The organism is Thalassospira sp. CH_XMU1420-2, from assembly GCF_037029325.1.
GTDB lineage: Bacteria > Pseudomonadota > Alphaproteobacteria > Rhodospirillales > Thalassospiraceae > Thalassospira > Thalassospira povalilytica.
Map to the genome: position 1 here is coordinate 389,090 of NZ_JAYMEG010000002.1, position 17,272 is coordinate 406,361.

Below are 17,272 nucleotides of genomic sequence, written 5' to 3' on the forward strand. Positions count from 1 at the left end.
TTTCATGGACAAACGCACCCAGATCGACAAGGCGCGACTATCTTTCCAGAACGCCATGAGAGAATCGCTCGGTGAGAATGATAACAACACCTCGACCGAAGCAACTGGAATCAATATTTATGGCGGTACCATAAATATTGAAAACCTTGAGCTCTCAATTGCTCTGCCTGGATCAAAAAAAAACTGTGAAAAGTGTACTTTCCTAAAAGTAAACTTCGCACAAAGCTGCTCGAATTTCGAAAAAAACTCTCTGTATCGTACTATCGTGCTTTTGCTCCAGGCCATGATCTCAGCTGCCTCTGACAAAATAAAAAAATCAGCAATTGTCAGAAACCTATGTATAAACCTGCAGACGCCTGCGACAGTTTGCAGCTTCATTGGCGCAGCGATAAGAAGAGTCATCGCCTGTCAGTTGCGGCTAGATCACAGGAGGAACTATGCTTGATTTTCTTATATTCGTTGGCGCTCTTTTTCTGTTTGCTGGCTTAGTTGTTGTGATCAAACCCCCAAAAAAATTGACCCGCAAAACCGGCCTCATATACCTAGTAATTGGCGCAGCACTCGGGCTTGGAGCGGTCGCACTCTCGGATTCTTCTGAGAGCAATGCTGACATTGCACAGGCCAAAGCGGAGCGCGAAGAAGACAAACGCAAAGGCTTCCATTGCCTAAGCGCATGGGACGGTTCTTACCCTGATCTGGAACGTTACGTAGAAGATCGCCTAGTTGATCCAGACAGCTACGAGCATATCGAAACCTTGATTTCACCAGTGTCTGACATCGGAACTCACAATGTCTCAATGCAATTTCGAGCCCGCAACGGCTTTGGCGGCATGACGATTGGCTCGGCCAGCGCAGTGATCACTCAAGAGGACTGCAAGATCGTCACAGCCTCGATTGACCAGAATTAAGAGCTGGCTAAGAGAGGTTCGAGACTAAACTGAGAGCTGACTGAACTGAACGTCATCACCTCCAACATCAAATGGCGAACACGACCATTCACCAGCCAACTCCAAAACCAAGCGCACTTACACCACCGAAGCGCAGTTTTGGCCCGAAGGCCCCGCAAACCGTGCCTTGTCCCACTTGGTCCCGTATCATCCCACCTTATCCCGCCTCACTCTAAGAATAAGTGTCGGTTAACAGGAAAGAACTGCCGCGCGGCCACCCGGAAAACTTTGTCCCTGCTTGTCGTCCTGATCACGGCAGTTTCTGCCAGACATGGTGAAATCCACCCCGGCAACAAATGCCGAATTCAAATTTAATTGTTTATTTTCATATACTTAATAACTCTGGCACGGCTTTCGCATTTATGTTGGGCAAATCACTGCCCCCAAATGGGATACTGACTATGGAAAACGTTTCATATATCGCGCTGTCTCGTCAGAAGACACTTCGCAGCATGATGAACAACATCTCGCAGAACCTGGCGAACATGAACACGACCGGGTACAAAGAAGAGCGCATGATGTTCACCGACTGGATTGCGAAAAACAAAGACGCTCCGTTCCGCGGCGAACGTGAAATTTCCCTTGTTCAGGACATTTCCCAATATCGCAATACAACGGTCGGCAATATTGAACATACCAACCGCCCGCTTGACGTCGCACTCAGCCAGCCGGACATGTTCTTTGCCGTCGAAACCCCGTCGGGCGTTCAATACACGCGCAACGGCAATTTCACGCTGGATCCGGGCGGGCAGCTGATCACCAATGACGGCTATCCTGTTCTGAGCGATGCCGGTCAGCCGCTTTTCTTCAATCAGGCGGATGGCCAGATTGAAATCAAGGGCGATGGCACCGTTTCGACCGATATCGGCCAGATCGGCAAATTGCAGGTCGTATCGGTTGATAATGTCCAGCGCATGGTGGTTACCGGAAACACCCTTTATCGCGCCCCCAGCCTGCAGGCTGGCGATGACCAGGAAGTCACCATCGAACAGGTCGACAATGCCGGCATTGTTCAGGGCGCACTTGAAAAATCAAACGTCAATCCGATCAGCGCCATGACGCAGATGATCGACGTTTTGCGGACCTATCAGTCTGTTACCCGCTCTCTTGAAAGCGAGAACGAGCGCATGCGTAACATGATCAGCAAACTCGGGGATGTTCGCGCCTGATCCGGTCGCAGAACCCCTTTTACGGAAATTAAGCGCACAAACAGCGCAAGCCAAGGAGAAGACAGATGCGGTCACTTGATATCGGTGCTTTGGGGATGCAGGCCCAGTCCACCAACGTGGACGTCACATCGCACAACATCGCCAACATGACCACCACCGGCTATAAACGCCAGCGCGCCGAATTCCAGGACTTGCTGTATCAGGACCTGCGCCGTGCCGGTTCGCCGTCATCTGATACCGGCACCATTGTGCCCACCGGCGTCCAGGTCGGTCTGGGTGTCAAGACCGCGGCAATCGGCCGTTATATGGGTCAGGGTACTTTGACCCTGACGGAAAACGAACTTGATATCGCCATTCAGGGCCGCGGATATCTTCAGATCGACCTGCCAAGTGGTGAAACCGCCTATACCCGTGACGGTACGCTGAAACTTGATGCCAATGGCGCGCTGGTCACCAAGGATGGCTATGCGGTTCAGCCCGGCATTACCGTGCCCAGCAACGCAACATCCGTGACCATCAACACCAACGGCGAAGTCTATGCCGAGATCGATGGTCAGGTCGCGCTTTCCAATCTGGGCCAGATCCAGCTTGCAACCTTTATCAACCCGGCCGGTCTTGATGCGCTGGGTGACAACCTTTTCCTTGAAACCGAGGCATCGGGTCAGGCCAATACCGGCGCACCGGGTGATGTCGGTTATGGCACGGTCCAGCAGGGATATCTTGAATCATCGAACGTCAATGTGGTTCAGGAAATCACCAACCTGATCAAGGCACAGCGTGCCTATGAAATGAATTCCAAATCCATCTCCACTACCGACGAAATGATGAGCGCAGTCAGTAACCTGCGTTAATTTCGCGATATCGGTAATGCAGTTTGTGTGCGCAAGTCGCGGTCTGATCCATCGCGTACTTGCGCAAACTGTATTTACGCCACGTATACTGTTCCATGCTATAGTGGCCCGATCCGATGCCATCCGATGCAATGGCAACCGTTATGTTTGCAAGCCCCGGGTACGTTGCCCGGCAACGCCCCGAATACGGCACAAAACCGGGTTTTCAAACATAATGGCTGTCTGCAAAGCCGGTCGGATCGGTACGGGTTGACTGGTCGCAAGATCCCGAAAGATCATATCTTTTTTGCGGTTTTGCTTTTTAAGTCAGCGCAAACCTGATTGACTGTCACACGAAAACAAACAGGCCCTGACCCTAGGCGCATGAAAATAAAGAAAATAATCCTCTCGCTCGCGATTATGTCGCTTATTGTTCCGGTCGGGACGGCCTTTGCGCAATCCTCGAACGGTGGCAATTCGCGCAATAACAGCCAGCAACTCGAAGCCAACATCCTTCTGAAACCAGATGCGCTGGTCGAAGGACAGTATGTGACGCTGGGGGATTTGTTTACCGGCATTGATCCGCAACAGGCCGATATCGCCGTTGCCCATGCGCCGCAACCGGGCAAGCAGGTTGTTCTTGATTACCGCTGGCTTTATGGCATCGCCCAGCGCCACAATATCAACTGGCGTCCGCGCACCACCGCCGATCAGGTTCTGGTAACACGCGCAAGCCAGATCATCACCATTGATGAAATCCGCGATGCGGTTGAAATCGCCCTGGTTGACCATGGCATCCAGCGCCCGTTCACGGTTGACCTGTCGAGCGAGAATTTCCAGATCCATCTGCCGGTTGATGCGCTGAACAATGTTGATGTGACCGCACTTGAGGTCAATTCGCGCACCCAGCGTTTTGTTGCCAGCGTCACGGCGGCCGCACAAACCGCACAGCAACGCACATATCGCATCAGCGGCAAATATTACCCGCTGTCATCCGTGCCGGTTCTGGTCGAACCGGTGTCACGCGGCCAGATCATTCGCCCTGACCAGGTCGAATATCGTGATTTCCGATCCGAACGCGTTCCGTCCGGGGCGATCCGCGATATCAATGATGTGATCGGCAAGGAAGTTGTGCGGGCCGGCACACCCAACGAGCCGCTTTTGTTCCGCGATCTGACCAATCCGATCCTGGTGCGTCGCGGTGCATTGGTCACCATCCGGCTGGTCACGGCAAACATGTCACTGACCGCCCGCGGCAAGGCGCTTGAAAACGGGTCAAAAGGGGACGTGATCCGCGTGGTCAATCAATCAAGCAACAAAACCATCCAGGTTGAAGTTGTTGCCGAAAACGAAGTCCGCGCCCTGCCCGCCATGTCGCAATAGGGCGCACCTGCTCCGCACTCCCCGTACCGTCGTCTCCTGCCCCGTTGTCCCTGCACCACCCGGCAAGCTTTTCCCAGATCAGGGCATGCGAACTGGCATGATCCTTGCGTAAATAGGCGCAGGAACCCAGGAGGACCTCATGCCTAGTAAAACCACACAGAATTCTTGGCGGCGCCTTGCGCTTGTCACCGGCCTGATCGGCGCAACAGCGCTGCTTTCGGGCTGCAATGCGATGAAACGTCTTTCGGAAGTCGGCGAACCGCCGAAACTGTCCTCGATCGACAATCCGACCCAGTCGGAAAGCTATCGTCCGGTCAGCCTGCCGATGCCAGCACCGCAACTTGCCGAAAGCAACCCGAACTCGCTATGGCGGGCCGGGGCACGGTCATTCTTCAAGGATCAGCGCGCCAATCAGGTTGGCGACATCCTGACCGTTGTTGTCGACATGTCTGACAGTGCGGCACTGGCCAACACCACAACCCGGTCGCGCACCAACAGCGAAGACCTGGCAGTGCCGAACCTGTTCGGGCTTGAGTCCGAATTCACCAAAGTTCTGCCCGAGACGATCGATCCGAGCAACATGTTCAATATGGATAGCAACACGTCCAACCGTGGTACCGGATCGCTTGACCGAACCGAAGCCATCGATCTTCGCGTTGCGGCCATCGTGATCCAGATCCTGCCCAACGGAAACTATGTCATCCACGGGCGTCAGGAAATCCGGGTAAACAGCGAAGTCCGTGAAGTCCAGATTGCCGGGGTCATCCGCGCTGCCGATATCAGTTCGGCCAACGAAGTCAATTATGACAAGATCGCCGAAGCCCGCATTTCATACGGCGGACGCGGCACCATTTCCGATGTCCAGCAGCCGCGCTATGGCAGCGAAGTGCTTGATATCATTCTGCCGTTCTAAGGCAGCGTCTATGATCCCTGTCTGATCCGCATTCCCGGGTTCCTGTCAGGCAGGATATATAAGACGACCACGACATCCGAAAAGACCGCCCTTTGCCGGCGGTCTTTTTTTTTGCGTCCGGTCCAAAAACGGGAAAAGCCCGGCCAAAGGGCCGGGCTTTTGAATTTGGTTATCCCTAACCAGTAATCTCCCACAAGACCATGATGTTACATGGTAAGGGCCGACTTTGCGGCTCCTGATCTTTTGGTCACCCGGCGCGATCAGTCGTCGCGACGCGTGCGCTCCATCCGTTCGTGGCGTTCCTGGGCTTCAATGCTCAGGGTTGCAATTGGACGAGCTTCAAGTCTTTTCAAGCTGATCGGCTCGTCGGTTTCTTCGCAGTAACCATATGACCCGTCTTCAATTCGACGCAAAGCAGCATCAATTTTTGAAATAAGCTTGCGCGCCCTGTCACGAGTGCGAAGCTCAAGCGCCCTGTCCGTTTCAGCCGACGCACGGTCGGTCAGGTCAGGTTCTTGCAGCCCGCCATCTTGCAGGTTCGCTAATGTTTCCGAAGATTCGTGCAGAAGTTCTGCCCGCCAGGTCAGAAGTTTCTGCCGGAAATATTCCCGCTGGCGCGGGTTCATGAACTCTTCGTCCTCAGCAGGACGATAGTCAGGTGGTAGTGTGATAGTCATGTATGCCCTCTATACAGGACTCATCGATCGCGCGGCAATATAGAGGGAGCCAGCGGGTGGTGCAAGCCGATTGAACAAATAAATCGTAAATTGCCACCAAACGGGCAGAAAACTGCGATTTTCAGCTGAAAAATACTGTAAATTAAACAGTCAGATCAGGCCTGAAACCTCAAGTTTTGCAAGTTCGACCCGTGCCCGCAGGTCAATCTCGTCGAGAACCGCGGAAAGTTCAGGATCATCAATCATTTCGCGCTGTTGATCCATCAGACCGACAAGTTGCTTGAGACGCGGACCAGAAAGCGCCCCGCTTAGCAAACCGTCCCGAACAGCTTCAAGCTGCTCCAGCAGACTTTTGGCACGCAGCACAGCGGCCTTGCGCGGGGAGTCCAATGCATCCCCGCTTTGCTGAAGCGCAAGCAGGGCATCAAGGGCACTGACACTGCCCGTACTGTGGACACCGACAGAACCACCGGCATCGCCCGACGAGTCAAGCGAACGCATGGTATCGGCAAAACCGCTGCCGCCAGATGACCCTGATGCCTTTTTGCGTGATGTTCCGCTCGTCCCGGTTGCTTTGGATCCGCTAACCTTCATGACCCGTATCCGTCTCGTTGTGGTAAGATCATATTCATTATCGCAAACAGGCACCCGGTTTCTGCCGTGTCGGCATTGCCCGCCCTGTTCGCCAGACTGAACATAACCGTTTACCGTTCAGTTCACTGGAAAAGTGGAGTCTCCCTCAATCGCGGGAAGCGCGCAACGGGAAAAAAATGCCGGGTTGGACGAAACAATCGCCCCGGCGCAGGCCCATATCTGCATATGGACATGTTTTGCCGCCATTTTCTGCGGGCTTCGTCCGATAGCGCGCGGAAAGCCTCACTTGGCATGATTTTCGCAAAACAGCTGACAAACGCGGTTCACATCTTCAATCGCACCATTTGCCGGATGCAGTTGCATCCCACGTCAAAGCGGAATTGAGAATATGATCACAGGTCTTGGCAAAACAGCACGCAAAGCGACAATGGTCGTCGCACTTGGCTTGTTCGCCGTCTTGCAGCTTGGCACTGCACCGGCGCAGGCCCAGTCACGTATCAAGGATATCGCCGATTTCGAAGGCGTACGTGATAACATGCTGGTTGGTTACGGTCTTGTGGTTGGCCTGAACGGCACCGGTGATGATCTTGGCGATGCCGACTTCACCCGTCAGAGCCTTGTGGCCATGCTTGAACGTCTTGGCATCAATGTGCGCGATCAGATCGACGACCTTGATTCAGACAATATCGCAGCTGTTATGGTGACCTCGACCCTGCCGCCATTTTCCCGTCAGGGTTCGCGCATCGACGTCAATATCAGCGCAATCGGTACGGCTGAAAGCCTTCAGGGCGGTACACTTCTTGTGACACCGATGGTTGGCGCAGACGGCGAAGTTTACGCCGTTGCCCAGGGCAATCTGGCGGTTGGCGGCTTTTCGGCCGGCGGCAATGCCGAAACGGTTGTCAAAGGTGTTCCGACCTCGGCCCGCATTGCCAATGGCGGTATTGTTGAACGCGAAATCGATTTCAACCTGAATTCCATGCAGGACATGTCTGTTGTCTTGCGCAACCCTGATTTTACCACTGCGCGCCGCGTATCGGATGCAATTAATGCCTATCTGGGCGAAGTCGCCGCCCGCCCGAGCGATCCGGGCACCGTGCGACTGAGCATCCCGGAACGCTATAATCAGAATGTGGTTTCGCTGCTGACCGATATCGAACAGCTGCGTGTTGAACCTGACCAGATTGCCCGGGTGGTGATTGACGAAAATACCGGCACCATTGTCATGGGCGAAAATGTCCGGATAAACCGCGTTGCCATTGCCCAGGGCAATCTGACCATCCGGGTCACCGAAACCCAGCAGGTTTCCCAGCCGTCGCCCTTCTCGCAGACCGGCACCACCCAGACGGTTGATCGCACCAATGTTGCGGTTGACGAAGGCGAAGACAATCAGCTTGGCATCATGGATGGCGGTGTCAGCCTTCAGGAACTGGTCAATGGCCTTAACAGCCTTGGCGTCGGGCCGCGCGACATGATCACCATCTTGCAGGCGATCAAGACGTCGGGTGCCCTTCAGGCCGAAATCGAGGTGATGTGATGATGACCGACGGCGCAACTGCCCTGATGGCGCAGGCCCAGGCCAGCGCACAATACGGCACCCAGAACAATATGGCCGCGCGGATGAATTCGCTTACGGATGGTCACATCAAGACCGAAGCCGAAGCCCGCAAAGCCGGCGAAGAATTTGAATCCATGTTCCTCGGCCAGATGCTGAGCCACATGTTTTCCGGGATCGAAACCAACGAAATGTTTGGTGGTGGTCACGGCGAAACGATGATGCGCTCCATGCTGGTTGACGAATATGCCAAAGAAATGACCCGCGCAGGTGGCATCGGAATTGCAGATGCTGTCACACGCGAGATCCTCAAAATCCAGGAGGGGTAAAAAATGACCACTCAAGAGTTGGTTACAGAACTGAAAAGCGTCACTTATGACCTCATGTCCCTGCTGGAACGTGAAACCACGGGGCTGCGGACGCTGTCACGCGGCGAATATGAGCAGTTCCTGTCGGAAAAATCTGCCCTGTCGATGCAGTATGAGCAGCTGGTCGTGAAATTGCGCGGCCGCGGTGAAGAACTTCGTGCCATGCCCGAAGAAGACCGCGCTGAACTGCGTGAACTCCAGGCCGAGTTCCAGGAAGCCGCCCGTCGCAACATGACGGCACTCCAGGCAGCCAAGGCGACCAATGAACGTGTCGTTCAGGCCATTGTCCGCGCTGTAAATGACAAGGCCAAGGAAGACTGCACCACCTATAACCGGTCGGCGAAAACCAGTAAGGCATCGCTTGGCGGTTACGGGCGTACGTTAAACAAATCCGGCGGCGCATACAGCGTCAATGAAACGCTCTAAGTGTAAAGGCGCGTATCATGTCACTGACCCAGGCACTCAATACTGCGATTTCCGGCCTCAACACGGCCCAGGCACGCATTGCCATCACGTCTTCGAACATTTCGAACGTGAATACCGAAGGCTATTCCAAAAAGATTGCCGGGCAGGAAACCCTGACACTCGATGGTACGGGTGCCGGGTCCCAGATCGCCGACATCTATCGCAACGTCAATGAAGGCCTTCTGCGCGAAGTTCGCGGTGAACTGGGCAAAGCCGGTCGCGAAGAAGCGCGCTACGAGTTTTTCCAGCGTGTCCAGACGCTGTTTGGCACGGTTCAGTCTGATGCAGCGATCAGTCAGCGCATCAACGATCTTGCCGATGCGTTTGAACAGCTTGGCGTCACCCCGGACCAGAATTCACCCCGGATCGAGGCCATCGAGAGCGCCATTCAGGTTGTTGAATCCTTCGAGAAGCTGTCAAGCCAGCTTCAGGATATGCGCGATGACATCGACGACCAGATCACGGACGAGGTCAATTCCGCCAATACGCTGCTCAGCCAGATTGCCGATCTGAATACCGGCATCATCCGCCTCAAGAACCTTGGACAGCCGACCACCGAGCTTGAAGACCAGCGCGACCAGAAACTCAACGCGCTATCCAAGATCATTGACATCACCACGTTTAGCCGCAGCGACGGTTCTATGGTGATTTATTCGGCGGCGGGTGCAAACACCCTGCTTGATCGCACGCCCAACAAACTGACCTTTACCCAAACGGCCGGTTTCGAACCTGGAACCGGTGGTTCCGGTATCACCCTAAACGGTGAAGACATCACGGACACCCTGCGTACCGGTACGCTGAAGGGCCTGTTTGAAATGCGTGATTCTGAAATCCCGGCCATCAACGATCAGGTGAACGAACTTGCCGGCGAATTGCGTGATGCCCTGAATGAAGAGCATAACAAAGGCACCGCATTCCCGCCCCCAGCCAACCTTTCCGGTAACCGTATCGTCGCAGCCAGTGATCCGCTGACTGCAACCGGTGCGTTTCGTGTGGCGGCACTGGATGCCGACGGGCAGCTTGTCGCAAGTGACAGCTGGGCCGATATCGCGTTGCCGACGACCCCGGCGACAGTTCAGGGCATTGTTGATGCCATTAACAACTCTGATGCAGGCAGCTATCTGACGGCGTCACTGATTGACAACAAGCTGGTCATCGAAGGCACAGATGGCAACCGTGTTGCCATCAACGAAATGGACAGTCAGATCACCACCGGTGACGGTCGCAAACAGGGCATGTCGCACTATTTCGGCCTGAACGACTTTATCGCGACGGTCAAGCAGTCGGACACTATTACGACGTCAGCACAACGCAGCTCGACTGACGCGCTGAATATTACGGCCAATTCCTTTACGATCTCGGCTGGGTCCGGCGTGCTGGTTGGCGGGGTCACCGTCAATTACACGGCAACAGATTCCCTTGAAGACATCCGTGACAATATCCGTACGGCCCTGCAGGGGGCCGGCATGACAGTCGCGGATTCAGAGTCTACGGCCTTTATCGTCGAGGATGGTGATCGCTATCGTCTTGTCATTGAATATAACGCCAACTTGACGGTTACCGATTCCGGTGCTCTGTCAAGCAAGCTTGGTCTGACAGAGGATCAGCCGAACCTTTCCGGGAACATGAGCGTTTCCTCGGCCATTCAGAACGACCCGTCACGAATTGTGCGCGGTCAGATGAATGCCGACACCTATGAAACCACGACTGCAGTGGTCAATCCGGACAATGCCATTCCCAACCTGGGTCCGCTGGTGCCGCCGCCTCTGAACTATACCCTTACGGTCAGTGGCGAGTTCACCGATGTCAACATCACCTATGACAGCACCTCATCGCTTCAGGATATCGCCGATGCGATCAATAACAGCGCGACCCTGACCGATAACAACATTACCGCCGAAGTCGTGTTTGACAGCCAGATCGGCGGCTACAAGCTTAGCGTCACCGATGCCGATGGCGATGCATTCTATTTCACCGACAGCGGCCTGCCGAATGCGGACGCCCTGACCACGGTGCTTGGGCTTGGCATTCAGTTCGGTGTCCATGAAGGCGACAACAGCGCGGCCCTTTCGCTAAGCCACGCCTTTGAACGCACCGATATCGATTTCGAAGCAACCGACGGTCTGTCTGGTGAGCGCACGTCGCTGACCGATTATGCAGCCGGCATCGTTGCAACCGCTGCGACCAAGACCAAGGTGGCTGCAAGCTCCTATGAATTCCAGTCCGGACTGGTCACGGATCTGAGCACCCGCATCCAGAACGAAGCAGGCGTCAACCTTGATGAAGAGATGTCAGACCTCATCATCTTCCAGCGCGCCTATACAGCATCAGCCCAGGTAATCTCTACGGTTGATGAAATGTTTGATGCATTGCTCAATGCAGTTTAAACTGCGGCTTATGAAGTGAGGATATCATGGTATCTCGTGTCGCAACCTATACAAACCATACCTTGTTGTCGGATCTGGCCATCCGGAACGCGGCCAAGGTAACGGATTTGCAGAACCAGGCATCGAGCGGTTATAAATCGCGCGACTATGCCGGTATTGCCGACAGTGCGCAGCGCCTGCTCAATCTTGAGGGCGAATATACCCGTACCGAGCAGTATCTGCGCAACACGACACAGGCCAAGCTGCGTTTGCAAAGCATGGAAACGGCTGTTGACAGCATGCTGGAAATTGCAACCCAGATGAAGACGCTGCTTATTCAGGCAAGTTCGGCCCAGCAGGCCGACGACGTCAACATCATGGACGAGGCCGAACAGGCCTTGCAGCAGATCGCCAACCTGCTCAACACCAATCTTGACGGGCGCTATTTGTTTGCCGGTGGCCGTTCCGAAGACCCGGCTGTCGATATCGACAAGATCGGCGCACCCGACAACTATATGAGCGATCTTGACGTTGCGCTGACCGGCACGACGACCCTTGCCGCACTTGGCGTTACCACCGGACAGCTTCAGATCGTCAGCACCGATGTTGATGGCAACAGTGTCACAACCAACGTCAACTATAACGCTGCGACCGATGACATTGACGATATTCTCGATGCCATCAACAGTGTCACGACCAATGGCGCGATTGCATCGCTGCGCGGTTTTGGCGGTGAAGGCAATCCGTTGCTCAATATCGAAAATGTCGGCAACGGAACAATCACGATCACCGAAAGCGGTGCGGGTGATTTCCTGACCAAACTGGGGATGGAAAAGATCCCGAACCCGCGTCCGGATGCCGATTATTATGACGGTGACAAGCAAATCCTCGAAGTGCGTGTCGATGAACAATACAATGTCTCTTATGGCATTCTGGCCGACAATCCTGCATTCCAGAAACTGATCCAGGGGCTTGGCATTGCCGCCGGCACCGAAGATCAGGATGCAATGACGGTTGCGATCGGCTTTATCAACGAAGCCATCAACGACCTGCCCAACGTCCAGGGCCAGATCGGGCTTGATATCGCCAATGTCGAACGGTTTGAAACGCGCCATCAGGACTTCAAGGTTTTTGCTGCCCAGGCGATCAGTGACATTGAAACTGTTGACGTGCCGCTGACCCTTGCCGAACTGTCGCAGTATGAAACTGCCCTGCAGGCAAGCTTTATTGCCATTTCGCGGGCGTCAGATTTATCTTTGGCTAACTATTTGCGTTGATTATTCAACGGGTCAGACCTCATTAACATGAATGTGATGACAACCGCTATTTTCGAAAACATGGCACCGTTTCACGGCATCCGGGCGATCATTCCGGGTTCACGGATGGTGGCAAAGGTTTCGAAAAGTGCGGTTGTTCTTTGAGATGACAGGGAATTCGGGGGAACATTCAATTGCAAGTTTTTGAAAGAATGCGATCTTTCTGATATCTTGCCTGAAGCGTCTTTTGAATTCTGATCTGCCATTGCAAGCATGTTAATGGGGGCTGGGCCTCGATATTTAATTGCTTCTTTAACTGTTTTGTCCGCTTAATAGCGCATAACGTGCAAGCAGACAGAACTTTTCGACCGCCGGAGTATAACGGGAATGGATACCGAAAACGTCGCCGAAAACGGAACACCTGAATCCGTCACAGTGGAAACACGCTTTGGCGATATCGAATTCAGTTGGGACAAGGGCATTTATATGCCGGTTGGCCTTCTTGGCTTTCCTGAACATCATGTCTTCGGTCTGGCGAATATCCCGAACACGTCGCTTGATCAGTTCAAACTGTATCAAAGCCTGACGGACGCCAATCTGTCCTTCATCGTCGCACCCTATAATATGGAAAGCGGCGTCTACGCAGAAAAAGACCTTACGAATGCGCAAAAAAGCCTGGCGATTGACAGCGCGGACATGGCCATTCTGATGGTTGTGACGATCCGCAGCGCACCGGGTGGCCAGGGCATCACGATGTCAACCAACCTGCGCGCCCCCATTCTTGTCGATACCGGCCGTCAGGTCGCCTGGCAGCATATTCTGCCGAACGAGAAATACTCCGTGCAGCATGACCTGTAATTTTTGCCTAGCATAACTGGCACGCGCATTGCTTTGATGTTCCACAAGGCAATGTAGCCGAGAGATCGAATGGCCGGGCCATTCAGTCTTATCCGTGTAGGAGGAAAAAAATGGCTCTCAATATTATTTCCAACTATGCAGCGAACGTCGCCCATCGCAACTTGACCAATTCGGACACGATGGCGACACGGTCGCTTGCAAAGCTTTCTTCTGGTACCCGTGTTGTTTCCGCACGTGACGATGCAGCGTCGATGGCGATTGGCGCCCGACTGAATGCAACGACACAGGCGCTTAAAACGGCAACGGTTAACGTCGGCCAGGCCAACTCGATGCTGCAGATTGCAGATGGCGGCATGGCAACCATCGACAACATCCTTGTGCGTATGAAAACGCTGGCCGTTCAGGCATCGTCCGGCAACCTGTCGGACACCGAACGCGGCTTCCTGAACGACGAATTCGTTCAGCTGCGCGAGGAAATCGACCGTATCGCCTCCTCCACCAACTTCAACGGCATTCAGTTGCTCGGTGATGGTGGTGACGTTGCACTTGAATACGGCGACCTTGCCGCAGGTCAGGGTGGCGAAGCCCTCGTCCCGGTGAACGGCTTTGACAACTTTGCCATCACCGACAACAACTACTGGGCAACCGACACCGATACGGACCTCACCGATAACAACTTCGAGGTAAATATCAATTATGGTGCAGGCGACCAGGTCATTATGACCGTCACCAGCACAATTGATGGCGCTGCTGACCGTACCCAGTCGATTGATATCACCGATTACCGCACGGGTGGAACGACTGCGATCGGCGCCGGTGAGAATGCGACACTGAACTTCGATGAACTTGGCCTGACATTCACGGTCAATACCAATTTCTCAGCTTCGGTTGCGGCAATCCGCGCTGATAACACCGGCGCATCCGACTTTGGCACCGACACAGACTTCAATGGCTCGGGCCTTGACTCTGCTGCTGGCAACGTCGTCACTATGGCGGCTGACAACGGGCAGAAATTGCAACAAACCGTTGACTTCCAGGTCGGCGCTGGCAATACGGCAAATGATCGCCTGGCAATTTCGTTTACCGCAGTCGACTCTGAGACTCTTGGGTCCGGTTCCGCCGGTACACAAGACTCTATTGCAGATCTCACCGACAACGCGATCGATACGGCTGCTAATGCACAAAGTGCTGTTGAAGTTATCGGACGCGCAATTGACGACCTGCAACGCGCGCGCGCCAATATCGGCACCTATCAGAACCGTCTGGACTTTGCTGGTCAGAACCTTGCTTCCACGCAGGAAAACACTGAATCGGCACGTTCCACCCTGCTTGACCTTGACGTGGCTGCGGAAATGACCGCCTTCACCTCCAAGCAGATCCTGGTTCAGTCCGGTGTGGCCATGCTCGCACAGGCAAACCAGATGCCGCAGAACCTTCTGCGTCTGCTCCAGTAATCCTGGCGACCTGAAAATTCACGAAAAGGCGGCCTGTTGGCCGCCTTTTTTTTATTTCGTGGTGACCAATACCACCTTCTGGCCTTGGCGCGCATGAGCTCCGCAGAGGATGACTACAGCTCCTCGCTCCACGTTGACGTTACACCATCACCGAAGACGAAACTGCCCTGCTGCTTGCCTCGAAATTGTAAACCGACTGCAACCACACGACACAGCACCCACAACCAGAACAGCCACAAGCATACCTATACGAATGACGTCTCCCGCATTGCAATATACAGTATCCGAGTAAATCCAGCTCGGATTCGCCTTGAAATCTGCGACTTTGGCAACAGGACAATATTTTCCTACCCACTAACCTTTTGTTTTTTATGATTAACTACAGATTAATTTTTTTCACTGGACAGGCAACTAACCTAAAAGTATATTTCATCTTACCTGTAGTTTCGCTTTTGTTGCCATGTAGGACAGCAAAAGCAATTCTGGCAAATGTGCCGGATACGAACAGCAAGATGTTGTTCAGAGCTGTCCAAGTAGGAGATGCGTCATGGCTCTTAATATTATTTCGAACTATGCTGCGAACGTAGCACACCGTAACCTTTCGGCTTCTGACACGATGGCGACGCGTTCGCTGTCGAAATTGTCGTCCGGTACGCGTGTGGTTTCCGCGCGCGATGACGCAGCTTCCATGGCCATCGGCGCCCGCTTGAACGCGACGACCGAGGCCCTTAAAACCGCTTCTGTAAACGTTGGCCAGGCCAACTCGATGCTCCAGATCGCCGATGGCGGCATGGCAACCATCGATAACATCCTTGTGCGTATGAAAACGCTGGCTGTTCAGGCATCCTCTGGCAACCTTTCAGACACTGAACGCGGCTTCCTGAACGATGAATTCGTTCAGCTGCGTGAAGAAATCGATCGTATCGCATCTTCCACCAATTTCAACGGCATTCAGCTGCTGGGCGATGGCGGTGACGTGGCACTTGATTTTGGTGATCTGGCGGCTGGTCAACAAGGACAGGCCCTTGTTCCGGTAAACGGTTTTGATAATTTTGTCATTACCGATAACAATTATTGGGCAACAGATACCGACACCGACCTGACTGACAACAGCTTCGAAGTCAATATCAATTACGGTGCGGGCGACCAGGTCATCATGACCGTTACCAGCACCATCGACGGTGCCGCTGATCGCACGCAGTCAATTGATATCACCGATTATAGAACAGGCGGCACGACCGCTATTAGCGCCGGCGAAAATGCGACGCTTAATTTTGACGAACTGGGTCTGACTTTCACAGTCAACACCAACTTCTCGACGTCTGTTGCAGCTATTCGCGCTGACAATACCGGCGCATCCGACTTTGGCACTGATACAACCTTTGGCGCGAGCGGCATCAACTCCGCAACCGGCAACATCGTATCCATGGCAGCCGATAACGGTCAGCAGCTTCAGAGCTCCATCGAATTCCAGGTTGGTGGTGGCAATACCGCAAATGACCGTCTTTCGATCACCCTGAATGCGGTTGATTCCGATACCCTGGGTGCCGGTGCGCTGGGAACCCAGACATCGTTGCAGGACCTTGGCGCGACTGCGATCAGCACCGCGGCCAATGCGCAGTCTTCTGTTGAAGTTGTCACCCGCGCGATTGACGATCTGCAGCGCGCACGTGCAGCCGTCGGTACATCCCAGAACCGTCTGGACTTTGCGGGACAGAACCTTGCAACCACGCAGGAAAACACTGAATCTGCCCGTTCGACCCTGCTTGACCTTGATGTTGCGGCCGAAATGACCGCCTTCACCTCCAAGCAGATCCTTGTTCAGTCCGGTGTAGCAATGCTTGCGCAGGCAAACCAGATGCCGCAGAATTTGCTGCGTCTGTTGCAGTAAGCACGCTGTCTCACTTGGGCACGTCCATGTTGGATTGCCTTTGTAATTCAACAAGACATCCTGCTGTCACAGGATGGCGGCTTAGGAGCTTAGGAAAATGGAAGTTGTAAACAACAGTTATAGTTCACCGGGTTCAGCGGGCAGCAGTTACGCTGCTGCGTCGCCTGCACCTGCCCCGAAAATCGACACGACCGCGGCAAGTACGGCTGCGAAGTCGGCTGAAAAGCAGTCTGCTGTTCCCAAAGAATTGCAGGACGCGCTGGCAAGTCTTGATCTGCCGGATGTCGCTGACGGATCGGCACGTGTCGAGCTGAACTTTAATCAGGACACCGGTCGTGTTGTCGCAAAGGTTACCGATCGCGTAAGCGGCGATGTCCTGCGTGAAATCCCGTCCAAAGAGTTGCAGCAACTGTTTTCCCAGATGCGCGAATATCTTGGCAGCTTCGTGGACGAAGAAATTTAACGGGACCAGCGGGCACATCAGGCACGGTTTTTGCAAACATTTCGGACAGATACGTCCGCACATAGGCAAAATCGACCGGGCGC

At 54.0% G+C, this 17,272-nt stretch carries 17 protein-coding genes; 15 read left to right on the forward strand and 2 right to left on the reverse strand.

From position 1 onward, the window contains the following. Nucleotides 1-4: 4 nt before the first annotated feature. The 6 genes from WA429_RS06590 to flgH all read left to right on the forward strand — a co-directional run bounded on the left by WA429_RS06590 (nt 5) and on the right by flgH (nt 5,242). A complete protein-coding gene (locus WA429_RS06590; RefSeq protein ID WP_287465534.1) occupies nt 5-445 on the forward strand; it encodes a hypothetical protein in 441 nt (146 codons plus the stop codon). Further along, nucleotides 438-908 (forward strand): hypothetical protein, encoded by a 471-nt coding sequence (locus tag WA429_RS06595; protein WP_287465533.1) that lies wholly within the window; start codon nt 438-440, stop codon nt 906-908. The genes WA429_RS06590 and WA429_RS06595 overlap by 8 nt, the downstream gene beginning before the upstream one ends. Before the next feature lie 440 nt (nt 909-1,348). Continuing rightward, nucleotides 1,349-2,116, forward strand: coding sequence for a flagellar basal-body rod protein FlgF (gene flgF / locus WA429_RS06600; RefSeq protein ID WP_101247569.1), 768 nt, complete (start codon nt 1,349-1,351; stop codon nt 2,114-2,116). 65 nt (nt 2,117-2,181) lie between these two features. Then, nucleotides 2,182-2,967 carry a flagellar basal-body rod protein FlgG gene (flgG, locus tag WA429_RS06605; RefSeq protein WP_068517449.1) on the forward strand — a complete coding sequence of 262 codons (786 nt, stop codon included), beginning with the start codon at nt 2,182-2,184 and terminating at the stop codon, nt 2,965-2,967. Between the two features lie 399 nt (nt 2,968-3,366). Then, on the forward strand, nt 3,367-4,329 hold the full coding sequence (gene flgA / locus WA429_RS06610) for a flagellar basal body P-ring formation chaperone FlgA (protein WP_068517447.1): 963 nt from the start codon (nt 3,367-3,369) through the stop codon (nt 4,327-4,329). A 139-nt stretch (nt 4,330-4,468) separates the two neighbouring features. Beyond that, on the forward strand, nt 4,469-5,242 hold the full coding sequence (flgH, locus tag WA429_RS06615; RefSeq protein ID WP_068517446.1) for a flagellar basal body L-ring protein FlgH: 774 nt from the start codon (nt 4,469-4,471) through the stop codon (nt 5,240-5,242). A 260-nt stretch (nt 5,243-5,502) separates the two neighbouring features. Here the strand turns inward: flgH and dksA are convergent, their stop codons facing one another. Then, nucleotides 5,503-5,919 carry an RNA polymerase-binding protein DksA gene (dksA, locus tag WA429_RS06620; RefSeq protein ID WP_008890403.1) on the reverse strand — a complete coding sequence of 139 codons (417 nt, stop codon included), beginning with the start codon at nt 5,917-5,919 and terminating at the stop codon, nt 5,503-5,505. A gap of 150 nt (nt 5,920-6,069) precedes the next feature. Then, entirely contained in the window at nt 6,070-6,513 is a 444-nt protein-coding gene (locus WA429_RS06625) for a flagellar assembly protein FliX (protein WP_068517445.1), read from the reverse strand. 388 nt (nt 6,514-6,901) lie between these two features. Between WA429_RS06625 and WA429_RS06630 the strand changes: the two genes are divergently transcribed. From WA429_RS06630 to WA429_RS06670, 9 genes are all read left to right on the forward strand, one after another. After that, nucleotides 6,902-8,050 carry a flagellar basal body P-ring protein FlgI gene (locus tag WA429_RS06630; protein ID WP_101247570.1) on the forward strand — a complete coding sequence of 383 codons (1,149 nt, stop codon included), beginning with the start codon at nt 6,902-6,904 and terminating at the stop codon, nt 8,048-8,050. 2 nt (nt 8,051-8,052) lie between these two features. Continuing rightward, nucleotides 8,053-8,397 carry a rod-binding protein gene (locus WA429_RS06635; protein ID WP_231856664.1) on the forward strand — a complete coding sequence of 115 codons (345 nt, stop codon included), beginning with the start codon at nt 8,053-8,055 and terminating at the stop codon, nt 8,395-8,397. A 3-nt stretch (nt 8,398-8,400) separates the two neighbouring features. Beyond that, the gene (locus tag WA429_RS06640; protein WP_156480807.1) at nt 8,401-8,862 is read left to right on the forward strand and encodes a hypothetical protein; all 462 of its coding nucleotides are present in this window, start codon (nt 8,401-8,403) and stop codon (nt 8,860-8,862) included. Between the two features lie 17 nt (nt 8,863-8,879). Continuing rightward, nucleotides 8,880-11,288, forward strand: coding sequence for a flagellar hook-associated protein FlgK (gene flgK, locus WA429_RS06645; RefSeq protein ID WP_101247572.1), 2,409 nt, complete (start codon nt 8,880-8,882; stop codon nt 11,286-11,288). Between the two features lie 26 nt (nt 11,289-11,314). Beyond that, a complete protein-coding gene (locus WA429_RS06650; RefSeq protein WP_114113351.1) occupies nt 11,315-12,544 on the forward strand; it encodes a flagellin N-terminal helical domain-containing protein in 1,230 nt (409 codons plus the stop codon). 366 nt (nt 12,545-12,910) lie between these two features. Then, on the forward strand, nt 12,911-13,381 hold the full coding sequence (gene fliW / locus WA429_RS06655) for a flagellar assembly protein FliW (protein ID WP_068517440.1): 471 nt from the start codon (nt 12,911-12,913) through the stop codon (nt 13,379-13,381). Between the two features lie 110 nt (nt 13,382-13,491). Further along, a complete protein-coding gene (locus WA429_RS06660) occupies nt 13,492-14,835 on the forward strand; it encodes a flagellin N-terminal helical domain-containing protein (RefSeq protein ID WP_336107214.1) in 1,344 nt (447 codons plus the stop codon). Between the two features lie 547 nt (nt 14,836-15,382). Beyond that, nucleotides 15,383-16,726 (forward strand): flagellin N-terminal helical domain-containing protein, encoded by a 1,344-nt coding sequence (locus tag WA429_RS06665; protein WP_287466610.1) that lies wholly within the window; start codon nt 15,383-15,385, stop codon nt 16,724-16,726. A gap of 97 nt (nt 16,727-16,823) precedes the next feature. Then, nucleotides 16,824-17,189 carry a flagellar protein FlaG gene (locus tag WA429_RS06670; protein WP_068518003.1) on the forward strand — a complete coding sequence of 122 codons (366 nt, stop codon included), beginning with the start codon at nt 16,824-16,826 and terminating at the stop codon, nt 17,187-17,189. Nucleotides 17,190-17,272 lie beyond the last annotated feature (83 nt).

What these genes read in the sequence shown, in the direction of transcription:
- WA429_RS06635 (WP_231856664.1), top strand. Translation starts at nt 8,053, where the DNA reads ATGACCGACGGCGCAACTGCCCTGATGGCGCAGGCCCAGGCCAGCGCA.
- WA429_RS06660 (WP_336107214.1), top strand. Translation starts at nt 13,492, where the DNA reads ATGGCTCTCAATATTATTTCCAACTATGCAGCGAACGTCGCCCATCGC.
- WA429_RS06670 (WP_068518003.1), top strand. Translation starts at nt 16,824, where the DNA reads ATGGAAGTTGTAAACAACAGTTATAGTTCACCGGGTTCAGCGGGCAGC.
- WA429_RS06665 (WP_287466610.1), top strand. Translation starts at nt 15,383, where the DNA reads ATGGCTCTTAATATTATTTCGAACTATGCTGCGAACGTAGCACACCGT.
- fliW (WP_068517440.1), top strand. Translation starts at nt 12,911, where the DNA reads ATGGATACCGAAAACGTCGCCGAAAACGGAACACCTGAATCCGTCACA.
- flgH (WP_068517446.1), top strand. Translation starts at nt 4,469, where the DNA reads ATGCCTAGTAAAACCACACAGAATTCTTGGCGGCGCCTTGCGCTTGTC.
- WA429_RS06650 (WP_114113351.1), top strand. Translation starts at nt 11,315, where the DNA reads ATGGTATCTCGTGTCGCAACCTATACAAACCATACCTTGTTGTCGGAT.
- dksA (WP_008890403.1), bottom strand. Translation starts at nt 5,919, where the DNA reads ATGACTATCACACTACCACCTGACTATCGTCCTGCTGAGGACGAAGAG.
- WA429_RS06630 (WP_101247570.1), top strand. Translation starts at nt 6,902, where the DNA reads ATGATCACAGGTCTTGGCAAAACAGCACGCAAAGCGACAATGGTCGTC.
- flgK (WP_101247572.1), top strand. Translation starts at nt 8,880, where the DNA reads ATGTCACTGACCCAGGCACTCAATACTGCGATTTCCGGCCTCAACACG.
- flgA (WP_068517447.1), top strand. Translation starts at nt 3,367, where the DNA reads ATGTCGCTTATTGTTCCGGTCGGGACGGCCTTTGCGCAATCCTCGAAC.
- flgG (WP_068517449.1), top strand. Translation starts at nt 2,182, where the DNA reads ATGCGGTCACTTGATATCGGTGCTTTGGGGATGCAGGCCCAGTCCACC.
- flgF (WP_101247569.1), top strand. Translation starts at nt 1,349, where the DNA reads ATGGAAAACGTTTCATATATCGCGCTGTCTCGTCAGAAGACACTTCGC.
- WA429_RS06590 (WP_287465534.1), top strand. Translation starts at nt 5, where the DNA reads ATGGACAAACGCACCCAGATCGACAAGGCGCGACTATCTTTCCAGAAC.
- WA429_RS06640 (WP_156480807.1), top strand. Translation starts at nt 8,401, where the DNA reads ATGACCACTCAAGAGTTGGTTACAGAACTGAAAAGCGTCACTTATGAC.
- WA429_RS06595 (WP_287465533.1), top strand. Translation starts at nt 438, where the DNA reads ATGCTTGATTTTCTTATATTCGTTGGCGCTCTTTTTCTGTTTGCTGGC.
- WA429_RS06625 (WP_068517445.1), bottom strand. Translation starts at nt 6,513, where the DNA reads ATGAAGGTTAGCGGATCCAAAGCAACCGGGACGAGCGGAACATCACGC.